This is a genomic window from Streptomyces sp. NPDC018263 (assembly GCF_055562575.1).
The window spans coordinates 136,042-155,350 of sequence record NZ_JBVHFA010000010.1; the positions used below are offsets into that span (position 1 = coordinate 136,042).

Annotated in this window: 18 protein-coding genes; 9 read left to right on the forward strand and 9 right to left on the reverse strand. The window is 72.7% G+C overall.

Going from position 1 to position 19,309, the window contains the following annotated elements; genetic code table 11:
- Positions 1 to 48: 48 nt before the first annotated feature.
- Together ACZ3HQ_RS27675 and ACZ3HQ_RS27680 are read right to left on the reverse strand one after the other, a co-directional pair.
- Positions 49 to 522 (reverse strand): NUDIX hydrolase, encoded by a 474-nt coding sequence (locus ACZ3HQ_RS27675; RefSeq protein ID WP_467514996.1) that lies wholly within the window; start codon positions 520 to 522, stop codon positions 49 to 51.
- Positions 519 to 2,057, reverse strand: a complete 1,539-nt coding sequence (locus tag ACZ3HQ_RS27680; RefSeq protein ID WP_467514998.1) for an ATP-dependent DNA ligase — start codon at positions 2,055 to 2,057, stop codon at positions 519 to 521. The genes ACZ3HQ_RS27675 and ACZ3HQ_RS27680 overlap by 4 nt, the downstream gene beginning before the upstream one ends.
- Positions 2,058 to 2,135: 78 nt before the next feature.
- Between ACZ3HQ_RS27680 and ACZ3HQ_RS27685 the strand changes: the two genes are divergently transcribed.
- The 5 genes from ACZ3HQ_RS27685 to ACZ3HQ_RS27705 all read left to right on the forward strand — a co-directional run bounded on the left by ACZ3HQ_RS27685 (position 2,136) and on the right by ACZ3HQ_RS27705 (position 6,401).
- Positions 2,136 to 2,750, forward strand: a complete 615-nt coding sequence (locus ACZ3HQ_RS27685; protein ID WP_467515000.1) for a helix-turn-helix domain-containing protein — start codon at positions 2,136 to 2,138, stop codon at positions 2,748 to 2,750.
- Between the two features lie 117 nt (positions 2,751 to 2,867).
- The gene (locus tag ACZ3HQ_RS27690; RefSeq protein ID WP_467515002.1) at positions 2,868 to 3,839 is read left to right on the forward strand and encodes an NADPH:quinone oxidoreductase family protein; all 972 of its coding nucleotides are present in this window, start codon (positions 2,868 to 2,870) and stop codon (positions 3,837 to 3,839) included.
- Complete coding sequence (locus ACZ3HQ_RS27695; protein WP_467515003.1) at positions 3,836 to 5,017, forward strand: acyl-CoA dehydrogenase family protein; 1,182 nt, start codon at positions 3,836 to 3,838, stop codon at positions 5,015 to 5,017. Before ACZ3HQ_RS27690 ends, ACZ3HQ_RS27695 begins: the two co-directional genes overlap by 4 nt.
- Positions 5,014 to 6,105, forward strand: a complete 1,092-nt coding sequence (locus ACZ3HQ_RS27700) for an acyl-CoA dehydrogenase family protein (RefSeq protein WP_467515005.1) — start codon at positions 5,014 to 5,016, stop codon at positions 6,103 to 6,105. Before ACZ3HQ_RS27695 ends, ACZ3HQ_RS27700 begins: the two co-directional genes overlap by 4 nt.
- Positions 6,106 to 6,206: 101 nt before the next feature.
- Positions 6,207 to 6,401, forward strand: a complete 195-nt coding sequence (locus ACZ3HQ_RS27705) for a hypothetical protein (RefSeq protein WP_031181865.1) — start codon at positions 6,207 to 6,209, stop codon at positions 6,399 to 6,401.
- 10 nt (positions 6,402 to 6,411) lie between these two features.
- On the opposite strand, the gene ACZ3HQ_RS27710 is transcribed toward ACZ3HQ_RS27705, so the two are convergent.
- The 7 genes from ACZ3HQ_RS27710 to ACZ3HQ_RS27740 form a co-directional block, all read right to left on the reverse strand.
- On the reverse strand, positions 6,412 to 6,774 hold the full coding sequence (locus tag ACZ3HQ_RS27710) for a DUF779 domain-containing protein (protein ID WP_467515008.1): 363 nt from the start codon (positions 6,772 to 6,774) through the stop codon (positions 6,412 to 6,414).
- 156 nt (positions 6,775 to 6,930) lie between these two features.
- The gene (locus ACZ3HQ_RS27715) at positions 6,931 to 8,916 is read right to left on the reverse strand and encodes an N-acetylmuramoyl-L-alanine amidase (RefSeq protein WP_467515009.1); all 1,986 of its coding nucleotides are present in this window, start codon (positions 8,914 to 8,916) and stop codon (positions 6,931 to 6,933) included.
- Positions 8,917 to 9,129: 213 nt separating this feature from the next.
- The gene (locus ACZ3HQ_RS27720) at positions 9,130 to 10,680 is read right to left on the reverse strand and encodes a M1 family metallopeptidase (RefSeq protein ID WP_467515011.1); all 1,551 of its coding nucleotides are present in this window, start codon (positions 10,678 to 10,680) and stop codon (positions 9,130 to 9,132) included.
- Between the two features lie 36 nt (positions 10,681 to 10,716).
- On the reverse strand, positions 10,717 to 11,373 hold the full coding sequence (locus ACZ3HQ_RS27725) for a M15 family metallopeptidase (RefSeq protein ID WP_467515012.1): 657 nt from the start codon (positions 11,371 to 11,373) through the stop codon (positions 10,717 to 10,719).
- Positions 11,370 to 12,404, reverse strand: coding sequence for a bifunctional GNAT family N-acetyltransferase/NUDIX hydrolase (locus tag ACZ3HQ_RS27730; RefSeq protein ID WP_467515014.1), 1,035 nt, complete (start codon positions 12,402 to 12,404; stop codon positions 11,370 to 11,372). The genes ACZ3HQ_RS27725 and ACZ3HQ_RS27730 overlap by 4 nt, the downstream gene beginning before the upstream one ends.
- Positions 12,394 to 12,966 (reverse strand): NUDIX hydrolase, encoded by a 573-nt coding sequence (locus tag ACZ3HQ_RS27735; RefSeq protein ID WP_467515016.1) that lies wholly within the window; start codon positions 12,964 to 12,966, stop codon positions 12,394 to 12,396. The genes ACZ3HQ_RS27730 and ACZ3HQ_RS27735 overlap by 11 nt, the downstream gene beginning before the upstream one ends.
- Positions 12,963 to 14,255 carry an NUDIX hydrolase gene (locus ACZ3HQ_RS27740; RefSeq protein WP_467515017.1) on the reverse strand — a complete coding sequence of 431 codons (1,293 nt, stop codon included), beginning with the start codon at positions 14,253 to 14,255 and terminating at the stop codon, positions 12,963 to 12,965. Before ACZ3HQ_RS27740 ends, ACZ3HQ_RS27735 begins: the two co-directional genes overlap by 4 nt.
- A gap of 418 nt (positions 14,256 to 14,673) precedes the next feature.
- On the opposite strand from ACZ3HQ_RS27740, the gene kdpF reads away from it, so the two are divergent.
- Genes kdpF through ACZ3HQ_RS27760 form a run of 4 tightly spaced genes read left to right on the forward strand, consistent with a single transcriptional unit; the run spans position 14,674 to position 19,257 of the window.
- Positions 14,674 to 14,763 (forward strand): K(+)-transporting ATPase subunit F, encoded by a 90-nt coding sequence (kdpF, locus tag ACZ3HQ_RS27745; protein ID WP_037761677.1) that lies wholly within the window; start codon positions 14,674 to 14,676, stop codon positions 14,761 to 14,763.
- Between the two features lie 8 nt (positions 14,764 to 14,771).
- Positions 14,772 to 16,433 (forward strand): potassium-transporting ATPase subunit KdpA, encoded by a 1,662-nt coding sequence (gene kdpA, locus ACZ3HQ_RS27750; RefSeq protein WP_467515018.1) that lies wholly within the window; start codon positions 14,772 to 14,774, stop codon positions 16,431 to 16,433.
- A gap of 53 nt (positions 16,434 to 16,486) precedes the next feature.
- Positions 16,487 to 18,586, forward strand: coding sequence for a potassium-transporting ATPase subunit KdpB (kdpB, locus tag ACZ3HQ_RS27755; RefSeq protein ID WP_467515121.1), 2,100 nt, complete (start codon positions 16,487 to 16,489; stop codon positions 18,584 to 18,586).
- Between the two features lie 2 nt (positions 18,587 to 18,588).
- On the forward strand, positions 18,589 to 19,257 hold the full coding sequence (locus tag ACZ3HQ_RS27760; RefSeq protein WP_467515020.1) for a potassium-transporting ATPase subunit C: 669 nt from the start codon (positions 18,589 to 18,591) through the stop codon (positions 19,255 to 19,257).
- The last annotated feature ends 52 nt before the right edge of the window (positions 19,258 to 19,309 follow it).

The window sequence follows — 19,309 nt, forward strand, 5'->3', positions numbered from 1 at the left end:
TCGACCTTCGCGCGCGGCAGGCGGTGCCGCAACGCTTCGATCCCCTGTTCAGCCCGAGTGCTCCGCCAGACGGTCCAGAAACGTGCCCTGTCCGGAGACCATCAACGGCCTGGCCTCCTCGGGGGTGAACCAGGCCACCCGGTCCAGCTCGGGGAACTCCTGGACACGGCCCGAGTGGGGCGGCCACTCCATGGTGAAGGTGCCGGGCGTGATCGTCGCCGGGTCGAGGTCCGCCTCCACCGCCCAGGCGGTGACGATCTTGCCGTTGCGCTGCGCGATCTCGCCCAGCGGCAGCGCGGGGCCGTCCGGCGGGGCGATGCCCAGCTCCTCCTGGAACTCCCGGCGGGCCGCCTCCCAGGCGGGTTCGTCCGCCTCGTACTCGCCCTTGGGGACCGACCAGGCACCCTCGTCCTTCGTGGCCCAGAAGGGGCCGCCCATATGGCCGAGCAACACCTCCAGCCCTCGGCTGGTGTGGCGGAACAACAGCAGTCCCGCACTGCGCTTCGTCGCACGCACTGTCACGCCTGGACCTCCGGGTGGGCCGCGAGCAGGGCCTCCACCGTATCGGCGTCCTCGGGCCGCTTGTCCTCGCGGTAGCGGATCACCCGCGCGAACCGCAGGGTCACCCCGGCCGGGTAGCGGGTGGAGCGCTGGAGCCCGTCGTAGGCGATCTCCACGACGAGTTCGGGGCGTACGGTCACGCCCCAGCTCTTCTCCTCCACCGCGAGTTCGCCGAGCCGTTCGGTCTGCCAGGCGAGCATCGCGTCCGTCATGCCCTTGAAGGTCTTGCCGAGCATCGCGTAACCGCCGTCGGCCGTGCGGGCCGCCAGGTGGAGGTTGGAGAGCTTGCCGGTGCGGCGCCCGTGGCCCCACTCGGCGGCCAGCACCACCAGATCGAGAGTGTGCACGGGCTTGACCTTCAGCCAGGACGCGCCGCGCCGGCCCGCGCTGTACGGCGCGTCGAGCCCCTTGGCCACGATGCCCTCGTGCCCGCGCGCCAGGGTCGCGGCCGAGAACTCCTCGGCCGCCGCGAGGTCCTCCGGCCCGGCCACCAGTGCCCGGCGCACCCGCATCGGCTCCGGCACCAGCCGGGCCAGCTCCGCGTGCCGCTCGGCGAAGGGCAGGTCCAGCAGGTCGCGGCCGTCCACCGAGAGGGCGTCGAAGAACACCGGGGAGACGGGGACCTCCTCGGCGGCCCGGGCCACGTCCACCCGCGAGCCGACCCGGCCGGCCGTCTCCTGGAAGGAGCGGGGGCGCCCGTCCGGCCCGAAGGAGATCACCTCGCCGTCCAGCACGAACCGCTCGCCCGGCAGCTCCCGCGCCGCCGAGGTCACCTCGGGCAGCCGGTCGGTGATGTCGTCCAGGGTCCGGGTGTAGACGCGCACCTCGTCACCGTCCCGGTGCACCTGGACGCGGATGCCGTCGAGCTTCTCCTCCACCGCGCACGCCCCGAGTTTCTCCACCGCCTCCGCCACCGAGGACGCGCTGCGGGCCAGCATCGGCAGCACCGGGCGGCCCACCGTGAGCCGGAACCCGTCCAGCGCGGCGGGTCCCTCGGCGAGCAGGGCCTGGGCGACCGTCTGGAGCGAGCCGGCCAGCATCACCGCCCGCCGTACCGTGGCCGGGTCGGCCTCCGTGGCGCGGGCCAGCCCCTCCACGGCGAGCGCGTCCAGGGCGCCCTGGCGGACCTCACCGGTCAGCAGGCCGCGCAGGAAGCGCTGTTCGTCCTCGGTGGCGGCGCCCATCAGCTCGTCGACGATCCGTGCCCGCTCGGCCTGCGAACCGGCCCCGGAGACCGAGGCCAGCCCGGTCAGCAGGGCGTCCACCCCGCGCACGGTGAGCGTGGGTTCGGCGGCCGGCGGCACCTCGCGGCCGAGCACCTTCCAGCCGACCCCGATCCGGCCCTGCGGCAGCCGTCCCGCGAGATACGGGATGACCACGGGCACGTCGTCGGGTTCCGCGTCCCGGAAGAGTTCCGCGAGCAGATCCGTCTTGCGGGTCCGGGACGCCGTGGCGGCGACCTGACCCGACACCTCCGCGAGCCGAGTGAGCAGCATGCAGCATGGGTGCTCTGCGAAGGCCCTGCTCACACCTGCCGGATTGACAAACCACCTTGCCGAATCTGCAATACGGGCATGAGTGAGACGAGCGACGCGGGCGCGGAGAGCACCGACGAGGTACTGGCCGCCGTGGGCCCGAGACTGCGCCGCATCCGTAAGGAACGGGACGTGACGCTGGCCGCGCTGTCGGAGGCCACCGGCATCTCGGTCAGCACCCTCTCCCGGCTGGAGTCCGGCCTGCGCCGCCCCAGCCTGGAGCTGCTGCTGCCCATCGCGCAGGCCCACCGGGTCCCGCTGGACGAACTGGTCGGCGCCCCGCCGGTCGGTGACCCGAGGGTGCGCACCGAGCCGGTCAAGCGCGACGGCCGCACCTTCTACCCCCTCACCCGGCGCCCCGGCGGCCCCCAGGCGTACAAGGTGATCGAACCGCGCCGCGACCGGCAGCCGGACCCGCGCACTCACGAGGGGTACGAGTGGCTGTATGTCCTCTCCGGGCGTCTGAGGCTGGTCCTCGGGGACCACGACGTGGTGCTGGGGCCGGGGGAGGCCGCCGAGTTCGACACCCGCGTCCCGCACTGGTTCGGGTCGGCGTGGGACGGGCCGGTGGAGTTCCTGAGCCTGTTCGGGCCGCAGGGGGAGCGGATGCATCTGCGGGCGCGGGCGGGGCGGCGGGCCGAGGGGGACGGCTGAGGAGTTCCGTTGCCCGGCGAGGGTTCTCTTGCCCGGCGACTGTTCCCTGATCGGCAAGCGACCGCTTAGTATGCCCAGGACCCCGGTTCAGACGACGCAGTCCCGTGGAGGCCCGGCATGCAGGCATGGCAAGTGCACGAGAACGGCGAGCCGCGCGAGGTGATGCGCCTGGCGGAGGTGGAGACCCCCACGCCCGGTGAGGGCCAGGTGCTGCTCCGCGTGCGTGCCGCCAACGTCAACTTCCCGGACGCCCTGCTCTGCCGGGGCCAGTACCAGATCCGGCCCCCGCTGCCCTTCACGCCCGGCGTGGAGATCTGCGGCGAGACCGAGGACGGCCGCCGCGTCATCGCCAACCCGGCGCTGCCGTACGGCGGTTTCGCCGAGTACGCGCTCGCCGACGCCCGCGCGCTGCTGCCCGCGCCCGAGGCGCTGGACGCCGCCGAGGCCGCCGCGCTGCACATCGGCTACCAGACCGGCTGGTTCGGCCTGCACCGCCGGGCGCACCTGGAGGCGGGGGAGACCCTGCTGGTGCACGCCGCCGCGGGCGGTGTCGGCAGCGCCGCCGTCCAGCTCGGCAAGGCGGCCGGGGCGCGGGTCATCGGTGTGGTGGGCGGCGCGGAGAAGGCCGCCGTCGCCCGCGAGCTGGGCTGCGACGTCGTCGTGGACCGCCGCGCCGAGGACGTGGTCGCCGCCGTCAAGGAGGCCACCGGCGGCAAGGGCGCCGACGTGATCTACGACCCGGTCGGCGGAGAGGCGTACGCGCAGTCCGCCAAGCTCGTCGCCTTCGAGGGACGGATCGTGGTCGTCGGCTTCGCCGGCGGGACCATCCCGAGCCCCGCGCTCAACCATGCCCTGGTGAAGAACTACTCGATCCTGGGCCTGCACTGGGGCCTGTACAACACCAAGAGTCCCAAGCTGGTGCTGCGCTGCCACGAGGAGCTGACCGAGCTGGCCGCGCGCGGCGCGATCAAGCCGCTGGTCAGCGAGCGCGTACCGCTCGCCGGGGCGGCCGACGCCGTGCAGCGGGTCGCCGACGGCGTGACCACCGGCCGGATCGCCGTCCTGCCGCAGAACGGAGCCACCGCATGACCGACGCCGGTGAACTGCGCCGCCGCACGCATGAGTTGCTCGCCGCGCACCCGCCCGCCACCACCGACCGCCTCGACTTCCTCCGGGCCCGCTTCGACGCCGGGCTCGCCTGGGTGCACTACCCGGAGGGTCTCGGCGGACTCGGCGCCCCGCGCTCGCTGCAGGCCGTCGTGGACGAGGAGCTGGCCGCCGCCGGCGCCCCCGACAACGACCCGCGCCGCATCGGCATCGGCCTCGGCATGGCGGCCCCGACCGTGCTGCGCTACGGCACCGACGAGCAGAAGGCCCGCTTCCTGCGCCCGCTGTGGACCGGCGAGGAGGTGTGGTGCCAGCTCTTCAGCGAGCCCGGCGCCGGGTCCGACCTCGCCGCGCTCGGCACCCGTGCCGTGCGGGACGGCGAGGACTGGGTGGTCGACGGGCAGAAGGTGTGGACCTCCAGCGCGCACCTGGCCCGCTGGGCCATCCTCATCGCGCGCACCGACCCGGACGCGCCCAAGCACGCGGGCATCACCTACTTCATCTGCGACATGACCGACCCCGGCGTGGAGGTCCGCCCGCTGCGCCAGATCACCGGCGAGGCCGAGTTCAACGAGGTCTTCCTCACCGGCGTCCGCATCCCCGACAGCCGGCGCCTCGGCGAGGTCGGTGACGGCTGGCGGGTCGCGCAGACCACGCTGATGAACGAGCGCGTCTCCATCGGCGGCATGCGCCTGCCCCGCGAGGGCGGCATGATCGGCCCCGTCGCCAACACTTGGCGCGAACGCCCCGAACTGCGCACCCACGACCTGCACCAGCGGCTGCTCGGGCTCTGGGTCGAGGCCGAGGTGTCCCGGCTCACCGCCGAACGGCTCCGCCAGCAGCTCAACGCCGGCCAGCCCGGCTACGAGGGCTCCGGCATGAAGCTCGCCTTCGCCCGCCTCAACCAGGAGATCAGCGGCCTGGAGGTCGAACTCCGGGGCGAGGAGGGGCTGCTCTACGACGACTGGACCATGCGCCGCCCCGAACTGGTCGACTTCACCGGGCGGGACGCCGGGTACCGCTATCTGCGCTCCAAGGGCAACAGCATCGAGGGCGGGACCAGCGAGGTCCTGCTGAACATCGTCGCCGAGCGCGTCCTCGGCCTGCCCGCCGAACCGCGCACCGACAAGGACGTCCCCTGGAAGGACCTGGCCCGATGAGCACGCCGAACGCCGAGCCCGACCTCCTGTACTCCGAGGAGGAGGACGCGCTGCGCGCCGCCGTCCGCGACCTGCTCACCGACCACTGCGGGCCCGCCGCGGTGATCGCCCGCACCGAGTCGGACACCCCGCACGACCCCGCCCTGTGGAAGCTGCTCGCCGAGGGCATGGGACTGGCGGGGCTGCTGATCCCCGAGGCGCGGGGCGGCCAGGGCGCCTCGCACCGCGAAGTCGCCGTCGTGCTGGAGGAGTTGGGGCGGTCCGTGGCGCCGGTGCCGTACCTCACCAGTGCCGTGGTCGCCACCGAGGCGCTGCTCGCCTGCGACGACACCGAACTGCTGGAGCGACTCGCCTCCGGCCGCACGGTGGGCGCCCTCGCCGTCTCCCTGACCACCGCGCCCGGCGCCGCCTTGCGCACCGTCCGGGTCGAGAACGGCGTACTGCACGGCGAGTTGACCTCCGTGGCGGACGCGGTCGCGGCCGACGTGCTGCTCGTCCCGGCCGACGACGGCGAGCTGTACGCGGTCGCCGTCGACGCGGTCACCGTGACCCCGCAGATCCCGCTCGACCTCACCCGCCCGCTCGCCACCGTCACGCTCGACGGCGCCCCCGGCCGTCGCCTCGGCCCCGCCGAACCCGCCGTGCGGCGGGCGCTGCGGGCCGGTGCGGGACTGCTGGCCTCCGAGCAACTGGGCGTCGCCGACTGGGCGTTGACCGAGACCGTGCGCTACCTCAAGGAGCGCAAGCAGTTCAACCGGCCGGTCGGCGGATTCCAGGCGCTCAAGCACCGGCTCGCCCAGCTCTGGCTGGAGGTGGTCAACCTCCGCGCAGCCGCCCGCGCCGCGGCCGACGCGCTCACCACGGGCCACGACACCGACCTCACCGTCGCCGTCGCCCAGTCCTACGCCTCTCCCGTCGCCGTCCACGCCACCGAGGAGGCGCTGCAACTGCACGGCGGACTCGGCATGACCTGGGAACACCCCGTCCACCTGTACCTGAAGCGGGCGAAGGCCGACTCCCTCGCGTACGGCAGCGCGGGCGCCCACCGCGAGGCCGTCGCGAGCCTGGCGGACCTCCAGGCTCCCTGACACCACCCTTACGGGGGACACGTCAGCGCACCGGAACAACCCTCCGCTACGCCACACTTGCGGCCGAACGCCGCACACCGGGCGTGGCGGAGGAGGTTCCGATGGCTGTTTCCATCTCAGTGGTGCTGCTGCTCCTGATCCTGGCCGTGGTCTTCATGCGCAACGGCGCGTTGAAGATCTCGCACGCCCTGGTCTGCATGATGCTCGGCTTCTACCTGGCCAGCACCAGCATGGCGCCCACCATCAGCAACGGCCTCACGGCCACCGCGGACCTGGTGAGCGGGCTGCGGCCGTGACGCGGAGACGCTAGGTGCCGATCACGCGGGACCGGATCAGGAAGCGGACGCCCTCCGGGGCCTCCAGCGAGAAGCCGCCGCCCCGGCCGGGAACCACGTCCACGATGAGCCGGGTGTGGCTCCACAGGTCGTACTGGGACCTGGACATCCAGAAGCCCACGGGTTCCGGGACGCCGTCCAGGGTCAGTTCGGCCAGCAGGACGTCGGAGGCGCCGGTGCGGAACTCGCCCTCGGGGTAGCACATGGGGGCGCTGCCGTCGCAGCAGCCGCCGGACTGGTGGAACATCAGCGGGCCGTGCTGCTCGCGCAGCCTCCGCACCAGTCGGGCCGCCTCGGTCGTGAACTCGACGCGCTGACTCTCTTGCGTTTCCACGGTCACCGTCCAGGAAGAGCGGGGCGTCCGACACCCCCAGTCTGGGCGCTGATCCGGAGGCGGTCCAGTGGTGGGGCCACCGGGGCCGTGCGGTCCTCGTCCATCAGGCTCAGCGGCCGGTGCCGGCCCCCGAGGGACCGGCACCGGCCGCAGTTGTCAGTTCTTGGTCTTCGGCTTGGCCGGTTTCGGCGCACCGGCGGCCGCCGGAGGCTCCTGCACGTCCACGTCGCTCGCCCGCACATAGGCGAGCCGGTGGTCGAGCTGGATCTCGTAGTACTCCTCCTGCCCCTTCACCACCGGCGCCGGGGTGTCGCCGAACGAGGACCGGTCGACGTAGGTGCCGTGCACGACGGACTGGGTCACATACCGCTGACCCTCCTCGATCGTGTACGGCAGCGGCGCCTCCTGCTGCTCGTCCACCCCCTCCGGGTAGGCCGACTCCTCCGGGAGCGCCCGCCCGAACACCGGGATCTCGTGGCGCCCTTCCTTCGGCGTGACGGTCCGGGCGCGCTCGCCCACCGCGGTCGGCTGGTCCTTCGGGTTCTTGAACCACGCCTTGTGACCCTGGAACCAGATCGCCGTCCAGTCGCCCTGCCGTCCGGCCACCGCGAACACCTGGCCCGCCGACACCCGCGAACCCAGGTCGTTGACGTCCACCGTGGTGTCGTCGCCGTCCGGCTTGCGGCCCGGGTCCTGGATCAGCCCGGAGTCCTCGCTCGGCTCGGTGTGCAGCCGGACCGCGCTGGAACCGTGCGGCGCGCACTTCTCGCCGCTCTCCACGCAGCCGGTGAACACCGGCTTGTGCCTGGCGTACTCCGGAAGGATCATCACCGTGTCGCTGTCCGGCCCCGCCGTCGCCTTCAGCGGGGCGCCCAGCAGATCGAAGTAGTGCCGCCAGTCCCAGAACGGCCCCGGGTCGTCGTGCATGTCCGGGATGGTGTCCTCCGTCGGCGCCGGCACGTTGTCGTGGCCGAAGATGTGCTGACGGTCCAGCGGGATGTCGTACTTCTTCGTCAGATACTTCACCAGCCGGGCGGAGGAACGGTACATCTGCTCCGTGTACCAGGCGTCCGGCTGCCGCAGGAAGCCCTCGTGCTCGATGCCGATCGAGCGGCCGTTCACGAACTGGCTGCCCGAGTGCCAGGCCGCGTCCTTGGTCTTGACGTGCTGGGTGACACTGCCGTCGCTGGAGCGGATCGAGTAGTGCCAGGACGCCTCCGTCGGGTCCTGGACGGTCAGCAGCATCGAGGCCAGCGGCGCCTCGGTGTCATGGATGACGATGTACTCGATCTTCTGGTCCTTGGGCCGGTCGGCCAGGTCGTGGTTGCCGTACGCCTCGTCGTCGATCCGCACGTACGGCGCGCTCAGCCAGGAGCACGACAGCTCCGCCGGGCACTCCACGTTCTTCGAACGGGACGCGCCCGCCGCCCCGGCCTTGGGGCGCACCTGGGGGCTCGCGGCCAGGACCACGTGCTGACCGGCGTCCGTCACACGGTTCGCGCCCCTGCGGATGATGTCGAAGACATCGTTGGCATAGGCGGCCGCCGAGCCCGCGTCACTGGAGCCCGGGAAGCGCGACACCGCGTCCCACCAGTCGGCCGGGTCGGTGCTGAGCGGCTTGCCGAGCTTCTGCTGCGCCGCCGCGAGGAGGGCAGCGCCGCCGCGCACATTGGCGGCGTCGTCGGTGCGCAGCCGCTCCACCGGGAGGCCGACCAGATCGGCCGCCCGGCGCAGGTCGGCGGAGCGCTGAACCTCCTCGGCCGCCTTCTGCGCCGGGGACGGGCTGGCCTTCCGCACCTTCGGATGGGGCGTCACATGGTGCGGCGGGGTGGCGGCCGGCGGCCCGGCCGAGTCCACCAGGTGCATCGGCCCGTAGCCGCCGATGACGCTCGGCGCGCCCTGGTGGGAGTCCCACCGGGACTGGAGGTAGGACACCCCCATCAGGACGCTGCGGGGGACGTGGAACTCCTTCGCCGCGGCGGTGTAGTCGTCCTGGAGGCGTTGGTCGGTGGGACCGCCGGAATCGTCCGAGCGGTCGATCAGCAAGGGCACCAGAAGCGCCGCCGACGCGGCGGTCACGCAGACGATCCGCCGATGCCCGCGCACGGCACTGGACAGGCGGGGGGCGACGCGTTTTCTCATACGGGTGGCTCCAACGAGGTTCGGCGCGGCCGGAACATGCGGCCAGGGCGCGAAAGGAGGGCGCGCCCCGCATGTCACCCCGCTCACGTTTCCTTGCCTCGCGCGCCGCGTCGCGCCGAGCGTCACTGGCGTGGACCAGCCCCCGCGCCCAGGCCACCCGGTCGGCGGCAGTGGACCCCGCCGGGTGGGGGCAGCCCTTCACCCCCGCACCTCTCACTCCTCCCCGACCGGGTCCACCCGCCAGTCCGGGCGGTTCGGCATGGGCGGGGTGTGCGACCCGTACAGCCACGGGGTCAGAAAGCCCGTCAGGTCCTGGCCGGCCACCTCGGAGGCCAGCCTGACGAAGTCCCGGGTGCCGGCCACCCGTCCCCGATACGTCGTCACCCAGGCTTTCTCGATGCGCTCGAAGGTGTCCGTGCCGACCTTCTCCCGCAGCGCGTACAGCACCAGCGCCGAGCCGTCGTAGCGCATCTGCCGGAACAGGCCCTCCTCGTGCGGCTCGGCGGGGGCGCCGTCGTCGTGCCGCCACTGGTCGTGCCGCTCGTAGGCCGAACGCATCATGTCCTCCAGGCCCGGACCGCCCCGCGTGTCGGCGTACAGCAGCTCGTAGAACCGGGCGTGACCCTCGCTCAGCCACAGGTCCGACCAGCGGCGGATCGCCACGCTGTCGCCGGTCCAGTGGTGGGTCAGCTCGTGCACGAGATTGCGTTCGGCGGCGACCTGATCCCCCAGCAGGTCCGTGCTCGGCACCACCGAGAGGGACTGCGTCTCCAGCGCCACCGGCAGCTCGGTGTCGCCCACCAGCACGCCGTAGCGCCGGAAGGGGTACGGGCCGAGCCGCTGCTCCAGCCAGGCGAGATGGTCCGGCGTCAGCGCCCGGTACGCCTTGGTCTTTGCCACCAGCCCCCGCGGCACCACGTCCCGCAGCGGGAGCCCGTGCGGGCCGGTGCCGTCCACCACGTCGAACCTGCCGATGGCCAACTGGACCAACTGCGGGGCGACCGGATGCTCCGAGTCGTACGTCCAGCGGACCCGGCCGTCGCGCTGGGGCGCTCGGGTGACGAGCCGTCCGTTGGTCACCGCCGTCAGGCCGGGCGGGGTGGTGATGTGGAAGGTGAACGGCGCGCGCAGGCTCGGGTGGTCGTCCGCCGGGAAGATCATCCGTGCGCCGTTCGGCTGCGGGGACAGCACGGTGCCGTCGGCCGTGGGGACCCAGCCGTAGTCCTGGATCGCGTCGGTGCGGTGGCGGTGCCGCGTGGGGTCGGCGGTGTAGGCGACGCGCACGGTGAAGGCGCGGCCGCGTGCGAGCGGTTTCGCCGGGGTCACGACGAGTTCGTCGCCCCGGCGCGCGGTCTTCGCGGGCGCGCCGTCGACGGTGACGCCGCGCAGGGTGTTGCCCGCGAAGTCGAGGTCGAAGCGGGAGAGGGCCTGGGTGGCCGTCGCGCTGATCGTGGTGGCGGCGGCGAACGGCGTCCTCGGCGCCTGCCAGTCGAAGTCCAGCGTGTAGCGGCGGACCGTGTAGCCGCCGTTCCCGTCCAGCGGCATGAGGGGGTCGCCGATGCCGGGGGCGCCGGGGGAGGGGACGTCCTTCGGGCCGGGGGCGGGGTGGCCCGGGAGAGCGGCGGGGGAGCGGGGCTCGTGCTCGGTCAGGTCCAGCGCGAGGACGACGCCGCCAGTGATCCCGAGGACACAGGCCAGCGCGAGCACCGTGCGACGGCGGCCGCCGCCCCGCCGCGAGCCGTTCTGAGGGGGCGTGAGGGTCATGCGCGGCACTATGCCAGCGATGGGGCGATATGCGGCTTATATGGCTCCCGGTTCCGTGGGGCCGTAGAGCGCGGTGGGATTGTTCGTCTGGAGCGCCCAGTAACGGTCGCCCCAGCTCCAGTGCCACCACTCCGTCGCGTAGTTGACCAGGCCCGCCTCGGACAGGACCGCGGCCAGGGTGTTCCGGTTGGCCGTGGCCTCGGCGCCGATGTTCGTGGCCGAGGTGTAGCAGGCGCCCTCGCTCTCCACCGGGTCGGCGTTCATCCGGGTGCCCAGGTCCAGTTCGCTGCCGTCGGCGTCCATCAGGGTGAGGTCCACGGCCGCGCCCGCGCTGTGCGGGGCTATCTCCGGCGGGGACACGAACCGGCTCGCCTCGTCCCGGACGCGGGCCGGGGACCAGCCGGGGTTGTCCCGGCCGAGCGCGCCCGCGTACTCCTCGAAGTACCGGCGCTGGAGAGCGGGCGGCCGGTACCCCTCGACGTACAGCAGCCGCAGGCCGTCCGGCAGGAGCGACTGGGCGTGCAGCAGCCGGTGCAGGACCCCCTGGCGCAGGTACGCGAAGGCGCCCGAGGCGTCCTCCTTGCGCGGGTCGACCCGGAGCGCGCCGTGCGCCCGGACGTCGACCAGAGGCTCGCCGCACTCCCGCACCGGGACCGCCGCCACCCGCCGGTCCGACATCAGCACGACGCTCATTCCGTCCCCCAGTCCCAGGTGTCGAAGTAGGCGGCCACACCGGTGCGGCGGGCCTCCATCACCGCACTGAGCCGCGCGAAGTCCCGCGCCGGCATCAGCGGCCGCCACTCGGCCAGCGGCAGCACCCGCACCTCGTCGTGCTCGCGCGGGTCCAGCACGATGTCCCGGAGCCGCGCCTCGTCCAGCCGCCCGCCGTCGAAGACGAGCCCCATCGTGCTGTACGGCCACTCGGCACCGGGCAGCCCGTACACCGTGGCCAGCAGCCGGGGCGGGCCGGTGAGTTCGATGCCGGTCTCCTCCCGGCACTCCCGCACGGCCGTCTCCCACGGCCGCTCACCGGGGTCCATCGTGCCGCCGACCAACTGCCAGGGGTGGGTCGCGCTGTACACCCCGTGGAGCTGCACGGGCCGGTCGTGGGCGTCGGTGAAGAGCACGCAGGCGAAGCCGGTGGCCTTCATCACCGTCTCCGCGTACTGCTCCGGCGGCAGCCAGACATGGCCGGTCTTCTCGTCCACCCGCCCCCGGACCGAGGGCTCCGGCCAAGTCATCCGCATGGCCGCCAGGCTGCCGCAGAATCCCGAGGCACGGAAGAGCGCCCCCGCGGTGCCGGGCGTGTCGGCCTCGACGGGCTTCACGCCCTCCGCCCGGAGCCGGTGGAGCAGCGCGGTCAGAGCCGCTCCGGCGTATCCCCGGCGGCGCCACGAGGGATGCGTGGCGACCGCGTGCACCCGCGCCGCCCGCCCGGTGGGGGACGCCGGTTCAGGCAGTACGGGGTGGAGCAGCGCGAGGGCGCAGGAGGCGAGGGTGCCGTCCGGGGCGTCGACGACACAGGCGCGCGCGTCGCCACCGGGGGCCAGCCGGGCGGCCAGTTCGGCGCCGGAGCGGACGATCCACTCCTCCGGGAGCGGCTCGGCCAGGACGAAGGCGGACCGGAGCCGGACGACGCCCTCCGCGTCGGCGGGCGTGGCGAGCCGTGCGGTGTGCGCGGTGCCGGGGTGCTGGGGGCGGGTGTGCAGGGCCTCACTGCTCACGATGCGTCTCCAAGGGGCGGGGCGGGGCCGAACTCCGCTGGGCCGGCAGGGGATTGACGCCGGGGACGACCAGGAGCCGGTCGGTGGCCGGGTCGTGGGCGACCGGATCGCCCGGCCGCTGGAAGTGCACGGCCAGGTGCTCCCCGGCCCGGTAGGCGTCCAGACCGGCCCGGCAGTACGCCACCGTCGCGGCGGGCAGCGAGTCCAGGGGGACCCAGGTCATGGCGTCACAGACGTCCGGTTCCATGACGCGGGGCTCGCCCGCCCACCGCCGTACCTCGAAGAAGAAGCCGACGCGGGCCGAACCGCCGGGGGCGCGGTGGTGGACGGTGACGGCGGCGCGCACATCGGCCCGGTCGATGACGACACCGGTCTCCTCCCGTGCCTCCCGGACCACCGCGTCGACCACGTCCTCGTGCGGGCCGTCCAGGTGCCCCGAGGGCAGATGCCACAGCCCGGCCGCGTACACCGGCCCGGCCCGGCGCGACACCAGCACCTCGCTCCCGCGGCGAAGGATCAGATGGACGTCCACCGGCACGGTGTGCCGCCGGTGCCCGCTCATGCCGGGCACCAGCCCAGCTCCGAGTAGGTCCGGCCGGCGCGGATGCCGTCGATGGCGGTGCGGGCGTAGGGGACGAGCGGCTCCGGCAGCGCGTCCGGGTCCCACCAGCGCCAGGCGAGGCACTTGTCCGGCTCCCTCAGCGACGGTGTCCCGTGCAAGCGGTGGGCACGGAACACCAGTTGCATGCGCGGCCGCGCGCTCGGCCTGTGCAGCACGTGCACCACATGCGCCAGCTCCAGCCCGTCGGGGTCGACGACCAGTCCCGCCTCCTCGTACGCCTCCCGCACCAGGCACGCGACAGCCGACTCCCGCTCGCAGTGTCCGGCCAGGAAGTGCCAGGTGGAGCCCGCGAAGGCCGCGCCGGGGTGGCGCAGGCCGAGCAGTACGCGGCCGTCGTCGTCCTCGGCGTACAGATGGACGCCGACGATGTTCAGCTCCGTACCGCTCGCGTCCGGTGCCTTCGCCGGGCGGGGCACCACCGGGGCCCGCGCGGCCGGGCCCGCCGCATGGCGCAGGATCAGCTCACGCGTCCCGGCGCTCAGCCGCAGCCGGTGCAGCATGTCCGGGCGGAACCAGCGCAGCAGCACCCCCTCCGTCAGTTCCAGCCCCTCCGCATCGCCGCTCCAGCGGCCGGAGAAGACCTGCACCGGCACGCACAGCCCGTCGGCACCCGTGGCCTCCTCCACGGCGTACGGCTCCAGTCCGGCCGGGTCGAGTCCCGGTACCTCCTCGGCCAGCTCGCGCCGGAGGGTGTCCTCCAGCGTGCGGTCCTGGGGCTCCCGGCCGCCGCCGAGCAGGGCGAAGGCTCCCGGCTCACAGATGCCGGGGATGTTGTCGCGCAGGTGGAGGAGGTAGCGGCCGTCGCCGTCGTGGATCAGCGCCGAGGCGTTCACCGGCTCCGGTCGCCCGTCCAGCTCCAGCGCGCTCAACCTGTCTTTCAACGATCCCGGTTCGAGTCGCTCGACCGGTAACCAGTCCGCGCCCGGCAGCGGTTCGGGCAGGGCGCGGGCCAAGTAGAGGGCGAAGGTGAACGCGTAGTGGCCCGCTCCGACCGCCTCGACATGGACCGGGCTGGTCAGCAGCTCCGGGGTCAGGCACAGGTCACCCCGTGCGAGCCCGGTCCGCTCGGTCACCGCCCGCAGCGCGGCCTCCAGCAAGGTGCGGTCGCCCGCCTCGGCCCGCGCGCCGGGCAGCCCGGCCGGGTCCCGTACCCGCAGGACCCGCCGCTCGCGGTCGACGACGAGCGCGCGGCAGGTGAGGTGGGCTGAACCGGGGGCGAACGTACTCATGTCGTCGACCTCCTCCATCCGAGTGGGAAGTGAACTGGTGCTCTAAAAACGCCCCGGAGACCGGCCTTGTTACGGCTCCGGCGAGGCAATTTCCGGAACGCGTGTTCCCATCCCCCGCTCGGCCCGGCGCGCCAAGGGTCGCCGTTCCCAAACTCGTTCGATCGAGGGAAACGCACGTCACATCTCCGCGCTCCGCCGTGCGCCCCCCCGTCAGAGACCCGTCAAAGCGGCGCCCCTGCCCGTATGAGAGGCGTCAACGCGGGGCTCCGACCCCGTGGAGCAGGGGTTTCCTCGAAGCGTTCCCCTTATCGACCCCGAGTCCGTTCAGGAGTCCCAAGATGGCCGACCTGGCCTTCGTCGTCACCGTGCTCGCGGCCTTCGCGCTGGTGGCACTCGTCGCCAAGGGGGTGACCAAGCTGTGACCGCCGAGAACACCGTCGGCCTGATCGTGGCCGTCGCCCTGCTGGGCTATCTCGTCCTCGCCCTGATCTTCCCGGAGAGGTTCTGAGAACAGACATGGGTTCCGTACTCGCGGCCGTGCTCCAGCTCCTCGCCCTCATAGGCGCGCTGGCCCTCGTCCACGCGCCCGCCGGCGCCTACATGGCCAAGGTGTACTCCTCGCGCCGCCATCTGCGCGTCGAGCGGTGGATCTACCGGGCCATCGGCGCCGACCCCGACACCGAGATGCGCTGGCCGGCGTATCTGCGCGGGGTGCTCGCCTTCTCCCTCGCCGGCGTCCTCTTCCTCTACCTGCTCCAGCGGCTCCAGGGGGTGCTGCCCGGCTCGCTCGGATTCTCCTCGGTGAACCCGGCGCAGTCCTTCAACACCGCCGTCTCCTTCGTCACCAACACCAACTGGCAGTCGTACTACGGCGAACAGACCATGGGCCATGTCGTGCAGACGGCGGGGCTCGCGGTGCAGAACTTCGTGTCCGCCGCCGTGGGCATGGCCGTCGCGGTCGCCCTGGTGCGCGGCTTCGCCCGGTCCCGCTCCGGCGAACTGGGCAACTTCTGGGCCGACCTGGTGCGCGGCACGCTGCGCGTCCTGGTCCCGGCGGCCGTGCTCGGCGCGCTGGTCCTCGTCGCGTGCGGCGCCGTCCAGAACTTCTCCGGCATCCATGAGGTCGGCCAGTTCATGGGCGGCACCCAGCAGTGGAACGGCGGCGCGGTCGCCTCCCAGGAGGCCATCAAGGAGCTGGGCACCAATGGCGGGGGCTACTTCAACGCCAACAGCGCCCACCCCTTCGAGAACCCGACCCCCTTCACCAACCTGTTCGAGATCTTCCTGATCCTGGTCATCCCGTTCTCGCTGACCCGCACCTTCGGCCTGATGGTCGGCAGCGTCCGGCAGGGCTACGCGATCCTCGCCACCATGGCCACCATCTGGCTGGGCTTCACCGCCCTGATGATGGCAGCCGAGTTCAGCCACCACGGCCCGGCGCTCCAGGCCGCTGGCGGTGCCATGGAGGGCAAGGAGGTCCGCTTCGGCGTCGGCGGCTCCGCGCTCTTCGCGGTGTCCACCACGCTCACCTCGACCGGCGCCGTGGACTCCTTCCACTCCTCCTTCACCGGGCTCGGCGGCGGCGTCGCCATGCTCGGCATGATGCTGGGCGAGATCGCGCCCGGCGGCACCGGCTCCGGGCTGTACGGCATGCTGATCATGGCCGTGATCGCGGTGTTCCTCGCCGGTCTGATGGTCGGCCGCACCCCCGAGTACCTGGGCAAGAAGATCGGCGCGCGCGAGATGAAGCTCGCCGCCTGCTACATCCTCGTCACCCCCGCGCTGGTCCTCGTGTTCACCGCGGCCTCGCTGGCCCTGCCGACCCCGCCGCACTCGGTGCTCAATCCGGGTGCGCACGGGTTCTCCGAGGTGCTGTACGCCTTCACCTCGGCCGCCAACAACAACGGCTCGGCCTTCGCCGGGCTGAACGCCAACACCGACTGGTTCAACACCACGACCGGGCTCGCCATGCTGCTCGGCCGCTTCCTGCCCATGGTGTTCGTCCTGGCGCTGGCCGGCTCGCTCGCCGCGCAGCGGCCGGTCCCGGAGAGCGCGGGCACCCTGCGCACCGAGAAACCGCTGTTCGCGGGCCTGCTGGTCGGGGCGATCCTCATCATCACCGGCCTGACCTACTTCCCGGCGCTGGCGCTGGGACCGCTCGCGGAGGGGCTGGCATGACACCTTCCCGTACCGACACGCCGACCACCCGTACCCACGACCCAGAGGGCGCCATGTCCACAGTCACTCCCACCCGCGTGCCGCACGACGAGGCGGCGGCCGGGGGCCCGTCCGGCGGGGGCCGGGTCGGCGCGGGACTGTTCGATCCCCGGCAGTTGCTGAGATCGCTGCCCGACGCCTTCCGCAAGCTCGATCCGCGGGTCATGGTCAAGTCGCCCGTGATGTTCGTGGTGTGGATCGGCTCGGTGCTGACCACGGCGTTCTCCTTCACCGATCCCACCGACTGGTTCGGCTGGACGATCAGCGTCTGGCTGTGGCTGACCGTGCTCTTCGCCAACCTCGCGGAGGCGGTCGCCGAGGGCCGGGGCAAGGCGCAGGCCGACACTCTCCGCAAGGCCCGGGCGGACACCGTGGCCCGCCGGCTGACCGGGACCGCCGAGGAGCACGTCTCCGGCACCGAGCTGCGCGTCGGTGACCTGGTCGTCTGCGAGTCGGGCGACGTGATCCCCGGTGACGGCGATGTCGTGGAGGGCGTCGCGTCGGTGGACGAGTCCGCGATCACCGGCGAGTCGGCGCCGGTCATCCGGGAGTCCGGGGGCGACCGCAGTGCCGTCACGGGTGGCACCAAGGTGCTCTCCGACCGGATCGTCGTCCGGATCACGACGAGGCCGGGGGAGACCTTCATCGACCGGATGATCGGACTGGTGGAGGGCGCGGCCCGGCAGCGCACGCCCAACGAGATCGCGCTGAACATCCTGCTGGCCTCGCTCACCATCGTCTTCCTGCTGGCCTGCGCCACGCTGCCGCCGTTCGCCGCGCACGCGGGCACCCACCTGACGATGGTCGTGCTGGTCGCCCTGCTGGTGTGTCTGATCCCCACCACCATCGGCGCCCTGCTCTCCGCCATCGGCATCGCCGGCATGGACCGCCTGGTCCAGCGCAATGTGCTGGCCATGTCGGGCCGGGCCGTGGAAGCGGCCGGTGACGTGTCGACCCTGCTGCTCGACAAGACCGGCACCATCACGCTCGGCAACCGCCGGGCCGCCGAGTTCGTGCCGGTGGGCGGGGCGGGCGAGGCCGAACTCGCGGACGCGGCCCAGCTCTCCTCGCTGGCCGACGAGACCCCCGAGGGTCGTTCCGTCGTCGTCCTCGCCAAGGAGGCGTACGGCCTGCGCGAGCGCCACCAGGGCGAGCTGGCCGGCGCCGAATGGGTCGCGTTCACCGCGCAGACCCGGATGTCCGGCGTCGACGTGGACGGGCGCAGCGTCCGCAAGGGCGCGGCCGCCTCGGTGCTGCGCTGGGTGCGCGAGCAGGGCGGCACGGTCCCCGAGGACACGGAAGGAGCCGCCGACCGGATCTCCCGCGCGGGCGGCACCCCGCTGCTGGTCGCCGTGCGGGACGGCCGGGGCGCCCGCGTGCTGGGCGTCGTCCACCTCAAGGACGTCGTCAAGGACGGCATGCGGGAACGGTTCTCCGAGCTGCGCCGGATGGGTATCCGCACCGTCATGATCACCGGGGACAACCCGCTGACCGCCAAGGCCATCGCGGAGGAGGCCGGCGTCGACGACTTCCTCGCGGAGGCCACCCCCGAGGACAAGATGGCCCTCATCAAGCGGGAGCAGGCGGGCGGCAAGCTCGTCGCCATGACCGGGGACGGCACCAACGACGCCCCCGCGCTGGCCCAGGCGGACGTCGGCGTGGCCATGAACACCGGCACGTCGGCCGCCAAGGAGGCCGGAAACATGGTCGACCTGGACTCCGACCCGACCAAGCTCATCGAGATCGTCGGGATCGGCAAGCAGCTCCTCATCACCCGGGGCGCGCTGACCACGTTCTCCATCGCCAACGACGTCGCCAAGTACTTCGCGATCATCCCGGCGCTGTTCGCCGCCGTCTATCCGGGGCTCGACCGGCTGAACATCATGCGGCTGGCCTCGCCCGACTCCGCGATCCTCTCGGCGGTCGTCTTCAACGCGCTGATCATCATCGCGCTGGTCCCGCTCTCCCTGCGCGGGGTGCGGTACCGGCCGGTCAGCGCCGACCGCCTGCTGCGGCGCAACCTCGCCGTCTACGGCCTCGGCGGACTCGTCGCGCCCTTCGTCGGCATCAAACTCATCGACCTGCTCATCTCCTTGATCCCCGGGATCGGCTGACCATGAACACCTCCCTCACCGGCAAGATCCGGTCCCTCGGCGCCGGCCTGCGCGCCCTGCTCGTGCTCACCCTCGTCACCGGCGTCCTCTATCCCCTCGCCGTGACCGGCGTGTCCCAGCTCCTCATGCCCGGCCGCGCGAACGGCTCCGAGGTCCGGGCGGACGGACGGGTCGTCGGCTCCTCCCTCATCGGGCAGTCGTACACCCTGCCCCTGAAGAAGGGACAGGAGACGCCGGCGCCGGACCTCAGGTGGTTCCAGGGGCGCCCGGCGGCCGGGCTCGGCACCAACACCGAGAACACCCGCTACTCACTGCTGCTCTCCGGCGCCACCAACCTCGCCGCCGACAACAAGGTCCTGGTCCAGCGGGTGGACGATGCCAAGGCCGCCGTCGTCCGGGACAACTCCGTACCCGGCCGTCCGGTGAGCCCGGCCGACGTGCCCGCCGACGCGGTCACCTCCTCCGGCTCCGGCCTCGACCCGGACATCTCCCCGGAGTACGCCCGGCTCCAGACGAACCGCGTCGCCGCCCGGAACCACCTGCCCGTGCCCGAGGTCGCCCGGCTCGTCCGCGACCACACCGAGCACCGCACCCTGAGTTTCCTGGGCGAGCCCCGCGTCAACGTGCTGGAGCTGAACATCGCCCTCAAGGAGCTGGCCGCCCGGCACTGAGCGGTGTCCGGAAGCCGCACCCGGACCGCCGACTCCCGCCCCGATGCCGTAA

Coding starts and splice junctions, on each gene's coding strand:
- ACZ3HQ_RS27680 (WP_467514998.1), bottom strand. CDS start 2,057: ATGCTGCTCACTCGGCTCGCGGAGGTGTCGGGTCAGGTCGCCGCCACG.
- ACZ3HQ_RS27685 (WP_467515000.1), top strand. CDS start 2,136: ATGAGTGAGACGAGCGACGCGGGCGCGGAGAGCACCGACGAGGTACTG.
- ACZ3HQ_RS27690 (WP_467515002.1), top strand. CDS start 2,868: ATGCAGGCATGGCAAGTGCACGAGAACGGCGAGCCGCGCGAGGTGATG.
- ACZ3HQ_RS27695 (WP_467515003.1), top strand. CDS start 3,836: ATGACCGACGCCGGTGAACTGCGCCGCCGCACGCATGAGTTGCTCGCC.
- ACZ3HQ_RS27700 (WP_467515005.1), top strand. CDS start 5,014: ATGAGCACGCCGAACGCCGAGCCCGACCTCCTGTACTCCGAGGAGGAG.
- ACZ3HQ_RS27705 (WP_031181865.1), top strand. CDS start 6,207: ATGGCTGTTTCCATCTCAGTGGTGCTGCTGCTCCTGATCCTGGCCGTG.
- ACZ3HQ_RS27715 (WP_467515009.1), bottom strand. CDS start 8,916: ATGAGAAAACGCGTCGCCCCCCGCCTGTCCAGTGCCGTGCGCGGGCAT.
- ACZ3HQ_RS27720 (WP_467515011.1), bottom strand. CDS start 10,680: ATGACCCTCACGCCCCCTCAGAACGGCTCGCGGCGGGGCGGCGGCCGC.
- ACZ3HQ_RS27725 (WP_467515012.1), bottom strand. CDS start 11,373: ATGAGCGTCGTGCTGATGTCGGACCGGCGGGTGGCGGCGGTCCCGGTG.
- ACZ3HQ_RS27735 (WP_467515016.1), bottom strand. CDS start 12,966: ATGAGCGGGCACCGGCGGCACACCGTGCCGGTGGACGTCCATCTGATC.
- ACZ3HQ_RS27740 (WP_467515017.1), bottom strand. CDS start 14,255: ATGAGTACGTTCGCCCCCGGTTCAGCCCACCTCACCTGCCGCGCGCTC.
- kdpA (WP_467515018.1), top strand. CDS start 14,772: ATGGGTTCCGTACTCGCGGCCGTGCTCCAGCTCCTCGCCCTCATAGGC.
- kdpB (WP_467515121.1), top strand. CDS start 16,487: ATGTCCACAGTCACTCCCACCCGCGTGCCGCACGACGAGGCGGCGGCC.
- ACZ3HQ_RS27760 (WP_467515020.1), top strand. CDS start 18,589: ATGAACACCTCCCTCACCGGCAAGATCCGGTCCCTCGGCGCCGGCCTG.